This window comes from Xanthomonas sp. 3307 (assembly GCF_014199735.1).
GTDB classification, from domain to species: Bacteria; Pseudomonadota; Gammaproteobacteria; order Xanthomonadales; family Xanthomonadaceae; genus Xanthomonas_A; species Xanthomonas_A rydalmerensis.
Genome location: NZ_JACHOG010000008.1, coordinates 1 through 12578 on the forward strand (window position 1 = coordinate 1; position 12578 = coordinate 12578).

11 protein-coding genes are annotated in these 12578 nt (G+C 69.9%); 4 read left to right on the forward strand and 7 right to left on the reverse strand.

Going from position 1 to position 12578, the window contains the following annotated elements; genetic code table 11:
• Positions 1–471 precede the first annotated feature (471 nt).
• Entirely contained in the window at positions 472–1683 is a 1212-nt protein-coding gene (gene tyrS, locus GGR64_RS16885) for a tyrosine--tRNA ligase (protein WP_184647267.1), read from the reverse strand.
• 168 nt (positions 1684–1851) lie between these two features.
• On the opposite strand from tyrS, the gene GGR64_RS16890 reads away from it, so the two are divergent.
• Together GGR64_RS16890 and GGR64_RS16895 are read left to right on the forward strand one after the other, a co-directional pair.
• Complete coding sequence (locus GGR64_RS16890; protein ID WP_184450089.1) at positions 1852–3306, forward strand: peptidoglycan DD-metalloendopeptidase family protein; 1455 nt, start codon at positions 1852–1854, stop codon at positions 3304–3306.
• A gap of 89 nt (positions 3307–3395) precedes the next feature.
• On the forward strand, positions 3396–4526 hold the full coding sequence (locus GGR64_RS16895; protein ID WP_160968626.1) for an anhydro-N-acetylmuramic acid kinase: 1131 nt from the start codon (positions 3396–3398) through the stop codon (positions 4524–4526).
• Positions 4527–4541: 15 nt separating this feature from the next.
• On the opposite strand, the gene GGR64_RS16900 is transcribed toward GGR64_RS16895, so the two are convergent.
• The 3 genes from GGR64_RS16900 to GGR64_RS16910 form a co-directional block, all read right to left on the reverse strand.
• A complete protein-coding gene (locus tag GGR64_RS16900) occupies positions 4542–4769 on the reverse strand; it encodes a hypothetical protein (protein ID WP_160968628.1) in 228 nt (75 codons plus the stop codon).
• A gap of 65 nt (positions 4770–4834) precedes the next feature.
• Positions 4835–6154 (reverse strand): MFS transporter, encoded by a 1320-nt coding sequence (locus tag GGR64_RS16905; RefSeq protein ID WP_184647269.1) that lies wholly within the window; start codon positions 6152–6154, stop codon positions 4835–4837.
• Positions 6151–6951 carry an exodeoxyribonuclease III gene (locus tag GGR64_RS16910; RefSeq protein ID WP_184647270.1) on the reverse strand — a complete coding sequence of 267 codons (801 nt, stop codon included), beginning with the start codon at positions 6949–6951 and terminating at the stop codon, positions 6151–6153. Before GGR64_RS16910 ends, GGR64_RS16905 begins: the two co-directional genes overlap by 4 nt.
• A gap of 129 nt (positions 6952–7080) precedes the next feature.
• On the opposite strand from GGR64_RS16910, the gene pyrE reads away from it, so the two are divergent.
• Both pyrE and GGR64_RS16920 read left to right on the forward strand, forming a co-directional pair.
• A complete protein-coding gene (pyrE, locus tag GGR64_RS16915) occupies positions 7081–7740 on the forward strand; it encodes an orotate phosphoribosyltransferase (RefSeq protein ID WP_160968634.1) in 660 nt (219 codons plus the stop codon).
• Positions 7741–7758: 18 nt separating this feature from the next.
• The gene (locus tag GGR64_RS16920; RefSeq protein WP_184647272.1) at positions 7759–8430 is read left to right on the forward strand and encodes a hypothetical protein; all 672 of its coding nucleotides are present in this window, start codon (positions 7759–7761) and stop codon (positions 8428–8430) included.
• A 49-nt stretch (positions 8431–8479) separates the two neighbouring features.
• On the opposite strand, the gene GGR64_RS16925 is transcribed toward GGR64_RS16920, so the two are convergent.
• Genes GGR64_RS16925 through coaBC form a run of 3 tightly spaced genes read right to left on the reverse strand, consistent with a single transcriptional unit; the run spans position 8480 to position 12573 of the window.
• Entirely contained in the window at positions 8480–10813 is a 2334-nt protein-coding gene (locus GGR64_RS16925) for a phosphomannomutase/phosphoglucomutase (RefSeq protein WP_184647274.1), read from the reverse strand.
• A gap of 15 nt (positions 10814–10828) precedes the next feature.
• Positions 10829–11299 (reverse strand): dUTP diphosphatase, encoded by a 471-nt coding sequence (dut, locus tag GGR64_RS16930; protein WP_017907877.1) that lies wholly within the window; start codon positions 11297–11299, stop codon positions 10829–10831.
• On the reverse strand, positions 11296–12573 hold the full coding sequence (gene coaBC / locus GGR64_RS16935; RefSeq protein ID WP_184647276.1) for a bifunctional phosphopantothenoylcysteine decarboxylase/phosphopantothenate--cysteine ligase CoaBC: 1278 nt from the start codon (positions 12571–12573) through the stop codon (positions 11296–11298). Before coaBC ends, dut begins: the two co-directional genes overlap by 4 nt.
• Positions 12574–12578 lie beyond the last annotated feature (5 nt).

Consider the following 12578-nt stretch of genomic DNA (forward strand, 5'->3'; position numbering starts at 1 on the left):
TCATTTCGAGGCGGTTGACGCTGGCTCGTCTTCAAACCCGAAGGCTTTTCGTCGAACCGAGCCGCCCATCATAGCGGCTTTTTTCTTGCCGTCAATACCTTGTTGATCAAGGCGTTGACGCCGCTTCTTCGTCCAAACCCGTAGGCTTTTCCTCGAAGCGAGCCGGCCATATTAGCCGACTTTTTCACTTCGTCAACACCTTTTTGAGGAGGCTTTTGACGCCCTTGCCGCGTTGCCGTAAAGGCGTTGCGTCAGGGGAGGGAAATTATGGCTCCAAATCGGCCGCTTGGGAAGAGGGTGTGAAAACTTTTTTCACTCTGTCGTCGCAAAGCCCTGTCAGGGCCCTGTCTCCCCGCTGCCTGCGCGATCAGTCAGCACCGGCCGCGCGAGCGACGACTCCCTATATAGATGTGCAAGCCGCCACCGCCGCACTAGCCTTCTGCCCGTTCCGCCGTGGCCGGGCAGGCAATCTCATGCAGCGATGAGCTGCACACGGGCGAAGGTGCGCTTGCCGACCTGCAGCACGCCCTCGAAGCCGGGCGCGAAGCTCTGCTGCGGATCCTCCACCACTTCGCCGGCCACGCGCACCGCCCGCTCCTTCAGCTTGCGGGTGGCCTCGGAATTGCTGGCGGTCAGGCCCGCGGCGGTCAGCAATGCGGCGATCCTCAACCCTTCCGCCGGCACCGCAACCTGCTGCAGCGGCAAGGCGCTGGTGTCGCCCTGCCCGGTCACCACCGCGTGCCAGCCGACGATGGCCTGTTCGGCGGCGGCGGCATCGTGGAAGCGGGTGGTCAGTTCGCGCGCCAGGCGCAGCTTCACTTCGCGTGGATGCAGGCTGCCGGCCTGTACCTGCTGCCGCAGCGCCTGCGCCTCGGTCATGCCGATCTCGAAGGACAGCATCTCGATCCAGCGCCACATCAGCTCGTCGCCGATCTTCATGGTCTTGGTGACGATGTCGATCGCCGGCTCGCTGATGCCGATGTAGTTACCCAGCGACTTGGACATCTTGTTGACCCCGTCCAGGCCCTCCAGCAGCGGCATCGTCAGCACGATCTGCGCCGGCTGCCCGTAGTGCTCCTGCAGGCCACGGCCCATCAGCAGGTTGAACTTCTGGTCGGTGCCGCCCAGCTCGACGTCGGCCTTCAGCGCCACCGAGTCGTAGCCCTGCACCAGCGGATACAGGAATTCGTGGATGGCGATGGACTGCTGCGCGGCGTAGCGCTTGGCGAAGTCGTCGCGCTCGAGCATGCGCGCGACGGTGTGCTGCCCGGCCAGGCGGATCATGTCGGCCGCGCTCATCTGCCCGAACCACTCGGAATTGAAGCGCACTTCGGTACGGGCGCGGTCCAGCACCTTGAACACCTGCTCCTCGTAGGTGCGCGCATTGGCCAGCACGTCCTCGCGGGTCAGCGGCTTGCGGGTGACGTTCTTGCCGGTCGGGTCGCCGATCATCCCGGTGAAGTCGCCGATCAGGAAGATCACCTGGTGCCCCAGGTCCTGGAACTGGCGCATCTTGTTCAACAGCACGGTGTGACCGATGTGCAGATCCGGCGCCGTGGGATCGAAGCCGGCCTTGACCCGCAGCAGGCGGCCGCTGCGCAGGCGGGCCTCCAGTTCTTCACGCTTGAGGATTTCGTCGGCACCGCGGCCGATCAGGGCAAGGGACTCTTCGATCGTGGACAAAACTGGAACTCCGGCGAATGGCGTCAAGCAAGATGAATGGCGTTAAGAGCGAGTTAACCATGCAGCCAGGTGAAAATCCGAGCCGGCTCAATGGTTTGACGCGCTGTAGAACGATGTTTATGGTAGCCGAGTTTTGAGCTCGCGCTTCGGGCTCGTGAGGAAGCCTTGATGCCCAACAGTGATCAGGAACGCGCGCGCCGGCAGCGGTTCCAGCAACGCCTTCACGTTCTCCACGACACTGCGCTGCATCGCAAGTTGAAGGAACATCTTCCCGCCGGCCGCTGGACGCGCCGCCACTGGATCCACGCCAGCCTGTTCGCCACCATCGGCGCGATGGTCGCCACCATCGTCCCGGGCTTCTCCAATGCCATCGACGTGCCGCTGCAGACCACGCAGGCGACGTTGGCACTGCCGTTGCCGCCGATCTCGCTTGCCCAGCAACAGCAGGCCGCGAACACCGACAACTGGCAGGTGGTGCGGATCCAATCCGGGCAGACCCTGGGTTCGGTGTTCGAGCAACTCGGCCTTCCGGCCACGGTGATGCAGCGGGTGCTGGACCATCCGGGCACCCACGACGCGCTGACCAAGCTGCGCCCGGGCGCGGAGATCGGCTTCGACCTGGCCGACGGCGGCGACCTGCGCGCCCTGCGTTTCGACCGCGACGCCACCCACCGGGTGGAGCTGTCGCTGCTGGGCGACGACATCAAGGAAAAGGTGATCGAGCGCGAGACCAGCACGCGCACCGTGGTCACCAGCGGCGAGATCACCAGTTCGCTGTACGTGGCCGCGCGCAAGGCCGGGCTGTCGCCGTCGGCGATCGCCACGATGACCGACGAGATCTTCAAGTACGACATCGACTTCGACAAGGACCTGCAGCCGGGCGACCGCTTCAGCGTGGTCATGGACGAGACCTGGCGCGAAGGCGAGCGCATCGACACCGGCAAGATCCTGGCGGCGACCTTCACCACCCGCGGCAAGACCTACAGCGGCTTCCGCTTCGAGCGCGGCGGCAAGCCGGCCGAATACTTCGACGTGACCGGGCGGCCGCTGAAGAAGAGCTTCATCCGCATGCCGGTGTCCTACAGCCGCATCAGCTCCACCTTCGGTGCGCGCAAGCATCCGGTGCTGGGCACCATGCGCATGCACAAAGGCATCGACTACGCGGCGCCGACCGGCACGCCGATCATGGCGGCCGGCGATGCGCGGGTGCAGTTCGTCGGCACCCAGCGCGGCTACGGCAACGTGGTGATCCTGGACCACGGCAAGGGCTACAGCACGCTGTACGGGCACATGTCGCGCTTCGGCGGCGTCAAGGTGGGCCAGCGCATCAACCAGGGCACGGTGATCGGCTTCGTCGGCATGACCGGCATGGCCACCGGTCCGCACCTGCATTACGAATTCCGCGTGGACGGGGTGCAGCGCAATCCGGCCTCGGTGACGATGCCGCCGCCGACCCCGCTGGCCGGCGCCGAACTGGCGGCGTTCCGCGCGCAGACCTCGCCGGCGCTGGCGCGCATCCAGCGCGTGGAGAAGCTGATCTACGCCGATGCCGGCGAGCCGGCGGCGAAGAAGAAGAAGGTCGTCGCCTCGTCCAAGGCCGCCGCCTCGCACGACGCCGGCTGAGCGCCAGCGACCGGTTCCGCCGCGCCGCGCATTGACGGGCGGCGGCACCTGGCCCACGCTGCGGCGCCGACCGCTGCCTGGTGCCTTGCATGCCCTCGCCTTCCGCCGTTTCCGACGACGCCCTGTTCCTCGGCCTGATGTCCGGCACCAGCGCCGACGGCATCGACGCCGCGCTGGTGCGCTTCGACCATGACGGACGCCCGCAGCTGCACCTGGGTCGCACCTACGCCTGGGCACCGCAGCAGCGCGCCGCGCTGATCGCGCTGGGCGAAGGCGGCGACATCGCCTCGCTGGACGCGCTGGGGAAGCTCGACGCCGAGGTCGCGATCGCCTTCGCCGAGGCGGCGCTGCGCCTGCTCGACGACGCCGGCGTGGCGCCGGCCGCAGTCCGCGCGATCGGTTCGCACGGGCAGACCGTGCGCCACCGCCCGCTGGCCGACCCCGCCTTTACCTGGCAACTCGGCGACGGCAACCGCATCGCGGAGCTGACCGGCATCGCCACGGTCTGCGATTTCCGCCGCCGCGACGTCGCCGCCGGCGGCCATGGCGCACCGCTGATGCCGGCCTTCCATGCCGCGATGCTGGGGGCGGCGCACGAAGACCGGGCCGTGCTCAATCTCGGCGGCATCGGCAACCTGACCCTGCTGCCGGCGCACGGCGCCGTGCGCGGCTTCGACACCGGCCCGGCCAACGCGCTGCTCGATGCCTGGTGCCAGCGCCATCGCGGCCAGCCCTACGATGCCGGCGGCGCGTTCGCCGCCAGCGGCGCGGTCGACGCCGACCTGCTGCAGCGCCTGCTGGCCGATCCCTGGTTCGCACTGCCGCCGCCCAAGAGCACCGGGCGCGAGCAGTTCCACCTGCGCTGGCTGGAGGCCTGCCTGGAGGCGACGGCGCCCGCTCCGGCCGCGGTGCAGGCGACGCTGCTGGAACTCACCGCGGTCACCGTCGCCGACGCGCTGCAGACGCAGCAGCCGGCGACCCGGCAACTGCTGGTGTGCGGCGGCGGCGTGCACAACCCGCTGTTGCTGGCGCGGCTGCAGGCGCGGCTGCCGGACGTGCAGGTGCAATCGACCCAGGCGCAGGGCCTGGACCCGGACTACATCGAAGCGATGGGCTTCGCCTGGCTGGCCCGGCAGACCCTGGCCGGACTGCCGGGCAACCTGCCGTCGGTCACCGGCGCACGCGGTCCGCGCATCCTCGGCGCGATCCACCCCGCCTGAGCGACGCGTCGAAGGTCAGAAGCCGCTGCCGGACGGCAGCGCGCGCAAGGCCGCGATCGCCTCCGACAGCGCATCCACCTCGCGGTGCTCGAACCCGCTGCGCACGTCGTGCTCGCTGGAGAACAGGCCTTGCTCGATCAAGGCCAGCACCGCCTGGCGTTGGGTCCAGCCACGCGCGACGGCGATGCGGCGGATGCGTTCGAGCAGGAACGGGTCGATATCGCGCAACACAAGGTCGCTCATGCGGACTCCCGGGCAGCGGCGCACGGATGCGCCGTTGCTCATCATCCGTGCCTCAGGGCGCCCTTTCAATCGCCGGACGCGGTCGCCTGTGGCGTCTGTTCGCGGATCCGCGGCCACAGCCAGGCCAGCAGCAGCAGGGTCGGGATCACGGTGAAGGCGCTGAGCACGAAGAAGGTGCTGTAGGAGGTGGCTTCGACGATGTAGCCGGAGACGCCGCCGACGAACTTGCCCGGCAGGTTGGCCAGCGACACCAGCAGCGCGTACTGGGTGGCGGTGAAGTTGCGGTCGGTCAGCGAGGACATGAAGGCGACCAGCACGGTGCCGGCAAAGCCCTGGAACAGGTTGTCGGCGCTGAGCGCGGCATAGAACGACCAAAGCTGGCCGGGGTTGTGCGCCATCAGCAGGAACGCCAGGTTGGACAGCGCCACGCCCAGCGCGGCAACGAGCAACATGCGCCGGAAGCCGAAGGCGGCCACCGCCAGACCACCGGCGAAGGCGCCGGCGATGCCCATCCAGACGCCGAACAGCTTGGAGACGGTGGCGATGTCGGCCTTGTCGAAACCCGAGTCCAGGTAGAACGGGCCGGACATCACGCCGATCACCTGGTCGGGGAACTTGAACAGGCCCACGAACAGCAACAGCGCCAGCCCCAGCGCCAGGCCGTTGCTGGAAAAGAAGCTGGAGATCGGCTGCCAGAACGCGCCGACCACGTCGATCCTGCGCACCACCGTCGAGGCCGGCACCTCCGGCTCGCGGCACAGCAGGGTGGTGAGGATCGGCAGCAGCATCAGTCCGGCCATGACCAGATAGGCCACGGTCCAGTCGCCGTACTGCGCCAGATACAGCGCGCCGGCGCCGGCCAGGATCAGGCCGATGCGATAACCGAAGGTGTAGGTCGCGGCGAGCGCGGCCTGCGCCGACAGCGGCGCGATCTCGATGCGATAGGCGTCCACCACCGAGTCCTGGGTGGCGCCGGCGAAAGAGGCGATCAGCACCCACAGCACCAGTGCGCCCACACTCAGTTCGGGGCGGGTGAACGCCAGCGCCACCAGGCCGATGGCCACGCCCAACTGCGAGACCAGCAGCCACGAGCGGCGCCGGCCGAGGAAGCCGAGCAGCGGGAAGCGGTAGCGGTCCAGCAGCGGCGCCCACAGGAACTTGAGCAGGTAGAAGAAGCTGGCCAAGCTGATCAGGCCGATGCTGCCCAGGTCCAGGCCGACGTCGCGCAGGCGTGTGGACAGGGTCTGCGAGGCGATCAGCAGGAACGGCAGGCCGCTGCCGAAACCCAGCAGCGCCATCGTCGCCGCCGACGGCGTGGCGAAAGCGCGCTTGATCCCGGCCCAGCCCTTGTAGGACATCGGCGCCGTGGAAGCACCGCCGCTCATTCGCGGTAGTCCACCGTGAACGGCGCATGGTCGGAGAAGCGCTGCGCGGTATAGATGGAACAGCCCTGCAGGCGCTCGCGCAGCGCGGGAGTGACGAACTGGTAGTCGATGCGCCAACCGACGTCATTGGCGCGCGCCGCGCCGCGGTTGCTCCACCAGGTGTAGTCCTGGCCGTCCGGATGCAGCGCGCGGTAGGCGTCCACCCAGCCGCGGCCGCTGGCCGGGTCGGCGTCGTCGGCGCGATCGGCGCACAGGCCGTTGAGCCAGTCGCGCTCGGCGGGCAGGCAGCCGGAGTTCTTCTGGTTCGACTTCCAGTTCTTGATGTCCAACGCCGAGCGCACGATGTTCCAGTCGCCGCACAGCACGTAGTCGCGGCCGCTGTGCAGCCACTCCACCAGGATCGGCCGCAGCCAGTCCATGACCTGGAACTTGTAGCCCTGGCGCAGCTCGCCGGAGGACCCCGAGGGAATGTAGAAGGACACCACGCTCAGGTTGCCGAAGCGCGCCTCGATGTAGCGGCCTTCCTCGTCGAACTCGGGCCAGCCCAGTGCGGTCCGCACCTCGTCCGGCTCACGCTTGCTGTAGATGGCCACGCCGCTATAGCCCTTCTTGGTGCTGGCGTCGCGGAACCAGACCCGGTAGCCGTCCGGCAGGAACGCCGGCCCGGCCAACTGATGCTCCTGCGCCTTGGTCTCCTGCACGCACAGCACGTCCGCCTGCTGGGTGGCGAACCACTCGAAAAAGCCCTTGGTGGCGGCCGACCGCAGGCCGTTGGCGTTGAAGCTGATGATGCGCATAGAGCCGGGATTCGGGATGGAGGGATTGGGGATTCGTGGAAGCGTACCCCATGCGTGGACGCTGCACGCTCGCGACCAGCTATGCTTTTACGAATCCCGTCATCCCCAATCCCGAATCCCGGCCCCCCAATGACCGACTACCGGCAACGTTTCCTGCAACTGGCCCTGGACGCGGAGGCGCTGCGCTTCGGCGAGTTCACGCTGAAGTCCGGGCGCCTCAGCCCTTACTTCTTCAATGCCGGGCGCTTCGATTCCGGCGCCAGCATGGCGCGACTGGCGGCGTGCTACGCGGATGCGGCCGATGCCGCCGGGCTCGACTTCGACCTGCTGTTCGGCCCGGCCTACAAGGGCATTCCGCTGGCCACGGCAGTGGCCTGCGAGTACGCGCGGCGCGAGCGCGACCTGCCGCTGGCGTTCAACCGCAAGGAGGCCAAGGCGCACGGCGAAGGCGGCAGCCTGATCGGCGCGTCGCTGGCCGGCCGCCGGGTGCTGATCGTGGACGACGTGATCACCGCCGGTACCGCGATCCGCGAGGCGCTGGGCATCATCCGGGCCGCCGGCGGCGAGCCGGCCGCGATCCTGGTCGCGCTGGACCGCCAGGAGATCGCCGCCGAGCACGACCGCCGCTCCGCGGCGCAGGCGGTGGCCGCCGAAGCCGGCGTTCCTGTGGTCTCGGTCGCGCATCTTGGCGACCTGCTTGCATTCATCGACGGAAACGCAGACCTTGTCGGCTTCCGCGAACCGCTGCTGGCCTACCGGGCCCGCTACGGTTGCGCTTCGTCTGGCTGACAGCAGGGGGCTGCCACGATGCCGATCCGACCACGCAATCGCGTCCTGCCGGCCGTGCTGGCGCTGCTGGCCTTGCCGGTCGCGGCGCAACAGGCATCGGCACCGTCCAAGAAGCTGTACTGCTGGAACCAGGGCGGCCAACGCACCTGCAGCGATGCGCTGCCGCCGGAGGCGGTGAACCAGGCACGCGACGAGTTCAACGCGACCAGCGGCATGCGCAGCGCCGAGGTCGGGCGTGCGCTGAATGCCGAGGAACGCGCCGCGGCCGCCGCCGACGCCGCGCAGCAACGCGCCGACCAGGCCGCGCTGGAGACGCGCAAGCGCACCGACCAGGCGATGCTGCTGTCGTACCAGACCGAGGACGAACTGCGCCGGGTGTTCGCCGAGCGCATCGGCATCGTCGACAACAACATCCAGACCGCGCGCTACAACGTGGAGAGCCTGCGCCAGGGCCTGATCGGCCTGCTGTCCGGCGCCGGCGCGCGCGAGCTGGCCGGGCAGAGCGTGCCGGCCAAGACCGCCGTCGATGTGCAGCAGCGGCACCGCGCCTTGCTGTGGCAGTTGCGCATGCAGAAGAACTTCGAACAGCAGCGGCTCGGCCTGGATCAGGAAATCGAGGACGTGCTGCAGCGCTATCGCGCGGCCCGAGGCAGCGGCCCGGCACAGTCCGCGACCACCGCCGGCGGCTGAGCCGGCGCGCGGCCCGGCGCCCGGACGATCCCGGGCGCGGGCGAGCGACTCAGAAGGTCGGCGTCACCGCCGGCAACAGCGCCTGCAACTGGGCGCGGAACAGCGCCTTGATCCGCTCCAGCGCCGCCGTGTTGTCGGCTTCGAAGCGCAGCACCAGCACCGGCGTGGTGTTGGAAGCGCGCACCAGGCCCCAGCCGTCGGGGAAATCGGCGCGCAAGCCGTCGATGGTCAGCAGCCGCGCGCCGGCGAACGGCGAGCCGTCCTGCTGCGCCCGCGCGACCAGGTCGGCGACCAGCGCATGCGCGTCCTGCCCGTCCACCGGCAGCTTGATCTCCGGCGTGGCCACGCTGTCGGGCAGTTCGGCCAGCACGTCCGACGGCGATTCCTCGCGCTGGGCCAGGATCTCCAGCAGCCGCGCCGCCGCGTACAGGCCGTCGTCGAAGCCGTACCAGCGCTCCTTGAAGAAGAAGTGGCCGCTCATCTCGCCGGCCAGTTCGGCGTCGGTCTCGCGCATCTTCGCCTTGATCAGCGAGTGCCCGGTCTTCCACACCAGCGGGCTGCCGCCGTTGCGCAGCACGTAATCGGACAGCTTGCCGGTGCACTTGACGTCGTAGATCACCAGCGCGCCGGGATTGCGTTGCAGCACGTCGGCGGCGAACAGCATCAGCAGGCGGTCCGGATAGATCACCGTGCCCTCCTTGGTGACCACGCCGAGGCGGTCGGCGTCGCCGTCGAAGGCCACGCCCAGGTCGGCGTCGAAACGCCGCACGGTCTGCACCAGATCCTCCAGGTTGCGTGGCTCGCTGGGGTCGGGATGGTGGTTGGGGAAGGTGCCGTCGACGTCGCAGTACAGCGGCACGACCTCGGCACCGATCGCCTCGAGCAACCGTGGCGCCAGCTCGCCGCCGACGCCGTTGCCGGCATCGGCCACCACTTTGAGCGGGCGGTCCAGCTGCACGTCGTCGGCGATGCGCTGGATGTAGTCGTCGCCGACGTCGCGCTGCTGCAGCCGGCCCGGCTCGTCGGCCACCGGCAGGCGGCCGGCGCTGATCCGCGCGTGCAGATCGGCGATGGCGGCGCCGGACAGGGTCTCGCCGCCGACCACGATCTTGAAGCCGTTGTAGTCGGCCGGGTTGTGGCTGCCGGTCACCGCAACGCAGCTGCCGGCACGCAGGTGGTAGGCGGCGAAGTACACCACCGGGGTCGGCGCCAGGCCGATGTCGGTGACATGGCAGCCGGCGCGGCGCAGGCCCTCGATCAGCGCGGCCGACAATTCCGGTCCGGACAGGCGGCCATCGCGGCCGACCACCACCTCGTTGAGCCCCTGCTCCTGCATCACCGCACCGATCGCCTGGCCGATCAGCGCCGCGACCTGCGGGCTGAGGTCGCGGCCGACCACGCCACGGATGTCGTAGGCGCGGAAGATCTCCGGCGCCACCGTGAACGCCGGCACCGGCTTGGCCGGCGCGGCCTCCTCGGTGGCGGACGGCGGCGGCGGCGGCTCCTGGCGTTGCAGGCTCTGCTGCAGGGTGTGTTCTTCGGCGGCCGCCGCGCCGGCGCGGCGCGGCCGCGGCTGCGGCAGGCGCCCGCGCGCGGCCAGCAACAGCAGCGCGCCCAGCACCAGGCACAGGCCGGCGACCAGCAGGCAAGGCAGCGCGCCCAATCCCAGCGGACCGGCTTCGGTATCCGGCAGCGAGGCGACCATGCGCAGGCCGCTGTCGCCGACCGGGCGCGACATCGCGTCGGCGCGATCGTGCAGCGCAGTGTCGCCGGCGGCGATCACGTCGTAGCTGCCCTGGCGCAGGGCCAGATAGCCGGTGCCCGGCACCGATGCCTGCGCGACCGGGTCGGTGAGCAGCGCCAGCGGCAGGCGCAGGTAGACCACCCCGGTGCTGCCGCCCAGCGAAACCGGCGCGGCCAGGCCCAGCCGGGGGCCGCCGCCATCGCGGATCACCGCGCTGGCGAGCTTGCCGGTCATCAGCGCCTTCTCCAGCAGCGCCAGGCGGCCGTAGCCGAAGTGCGCCGCATCGGCGTAGCCCGGTTCCAGATCGGCCGGCAGCACCTGAGCGTCCTCGGCCTGCGCCCAGTCCGCACGCAGGGCCTGGGCGGCGGCCGCGGCGTCGCCGCGGCTCAGCGCTGCCTGCACGGCCGGCTGCTGCAGGCGCTCGGACAGGCGCTTGCCCACGCCCGCCAGCGCCTGCTGGGTCTGCGTCACCGTGGCATCGCGCGCCTGCTCCAGCGTGGCGGCGGCCTGCTCGGCTCGCCATTGCTCGACCCCGCTCCAGCCGAACCAGACCACCAACAGCACCAGCAGCACCGTCAGCAGAGGCGCCACCTTGCGCAAACCGTGCGGCACCGGCCGCGCTTGTGTTGCCTCGCTCATGCAGACGATCCCCTGTCAGCGCACTCCGGTATGGCCGAATCCACCCGTTCCCCTGGCGCTGTCGGCGAAAGTATCCACCACCTGCAGGGCGACGCGCACGACCGGCATCACCACCAGCTGCGCGATGCGGTCGCCGGGGGCGATGGTGAAGTCCTCGCGGCCGCGGTTCCAGACGCTGATCAGCAGCGGCCCCTGGTAGTCGGCGTCGATCAGGCCGGTGCCGTTGCCGAGCACGATGCCGTGGCGGTGGCCCAGGCCCGAGCGCGGCAGCACCACCGCGCACAGCTGCGGATCGGCGATGTAGATGGACAGTCCGCTGGGGATCAGCGCGGTGTCGCCCGGCGCCAGGGTCAGCGGCGCCTCGGTGGCCGCACGCAGGTCGAGCCCGGCGCTGGCTTCGGTGGCGTAGTCGGGCAGCGGCCAGCTGTCGCCGAAGCGCGGATCCAGCAGCTTCACCTGCAGCGGATAGGGCGTGGGAGTGCTCATGCGTGCAGCCTCTGCGCGATCAGGTCCAGCAGTTGTTCAGCCAGCTGCGTCTTGGAGACCGCCGGGAAGTCGCGTTCGCCATCCTGCCAATAGGCGGTGGCCGCGTTCTGGTCGCTCTCGAAGCCGTTCCCGGCCACCCCCACCCGGTTGGCCACGATCAGGTCCAGGTGCTTGTCGGCGAGTTTGCCACGGGCGTAGCGCTCGATGTCGTGGGTCTCGGCAGCGAAGCCGACCACCAGCTTCAGCGCCTGGGTCTGCGCGGCGACCTCGGCCAGGATGTCCGGGGTACGGGTCAGCTCCAGGGTCAGGGTCTCGCCGCTCTTCTTGATCTTCTGCGTCGCCACCTGCTTGGGCGTGTAATCGGCGACCGCGGCGGTGCCGATGTAGATGTCCGCCGGCAGCGCGCCGAGCACCGCCTCGCGCATCTGCGCGGCCGAGCGCACGTCGATGCGCTGCACGCCGGCGGGCGTAGGCAAATGCACCGGACCGCTGACCAGCACAACCTCGGCCCCCAGCCGGGCGGCGGCCGCGGCCAGCGCGTAGCCCATCTTGCCGCTGCTGCGGTTGCCCAGGTAGCGCACCGGATCCAGGTCTTCGTAGGTGGGGCCGGCGCTGATCACCATGCGCAGGCCGCGCAGGGCGCTCGTGCCAGTGGCAGTGCCGGAACGCGACGGGACGGCGGCCGCGGCCGCGGCGGCCGACACGGCGCTCTGGTCCGTATGCCCCGCCAGCGCGGCAACGATCTGCTCGGGTTCGGCCAGGCGGCCCGGGCCGGACTCGCCTTCGGCCAGCGGGCCATCGTTCGGGCCGACCACCTGTGCGCCGCGCTGGCGCAGAGTGGCGATGTTGGCCTGGGTGGCCGGGTGCAGCCACATGCGGTGGTTCATTGCCGGGCACACCGTCAGCGGCGCGGTGCTGGCCAGGCACAGCGTGCCCACCAGGTCGTCGGCCAGCCCGTGCGCCAGGCGCGCCAGCAGGTCGGCGGTGGCCGGCGCCACCACCACGTGCTCGGCCCAGCGCGCCAGTTCCAGGTGGCCCATCGCCTGCTCGGCGCCGCTGTCCCACAGCGTGGTGCGGGTGAGATGGCCGGACAGCGCCTGGAAGCTCAGTGGAGTGACGAACTGCTGTGCGCCGGCGGTCATCGCCACCTGCACCTCGGCGCCGGCGTCGCGCAGGCGCCGCACCAGTTCCAGCGCCTTGTAGGCGGCGATTCCCCCGCCGACGCACAACAGCACACGTCGCCCCTGCAGGGGCCTTTCCAAAATCGGGGTCACGTCGG

Coding starts and splice junctions, on each gene's coding strand:
- GGR64_RS16890 (WP_184450089.1), top strand. CDS start 1,852: ATGCCCAACAGTGATCAGGAACGCGCGCGCCGGCAGCGGTTCCAGCAA.
- GGR64_RS16895 (WP_160968626.1), top strand. CDS start 3,396: ATGCCCTCGCCTTCCGCCGTTTCCGACGACGCCCTGTTCCTCGGCCTG.
- GGR64_RS16900 (WP_160968628.1), bottom strand. CDS start 4,769: ATGAGCGACCTTGTGTTGCGCGATATCGACCCGTTCCTGCTCGAACGC.
- GGR64_RS16905 (WP_184647269.1), bottom strand. CDS start 6,154: ATGAGCGGCGGTGCTTCCACGGCGCCGATGTCCTACAAGGGCTGGGCC.
- GGR64_RS16910 (WP_184647270.1), bottom strand. CDS start 6,951: ATGCGCATCATCAGCTTCAACGCCAACGGCCTGCGGTCGGCCGCCACC.
- pyrE (WP_160968634.1), top strand. CDS start 7,081: ATGACCGACTACCGGCAACGTTTCCTGCAACTGGCCCTGGACGCGGAG.
- GGR64_RS16920 (WP_184647272.1), top strand. CDS start 7,759: ATGCCGATCCGACCACGCAATCGCGTCCTGCCGGCCGTGCTGGCGCTG.
- GGR64_RS16925 (WP_184647274.1), bottom strand. CDS start 10,813: ATGAGCGAGGCAACACAAGCGCGGCCGGTGCCGCACGGTTTGCGCAAG.
- dut (WP_017907877.1), bottom strand. CDS start 11,299: ATGAGCACTCCCACGCCCTATCCGCTGCAGGTGAAGCTGCTGGATCCG.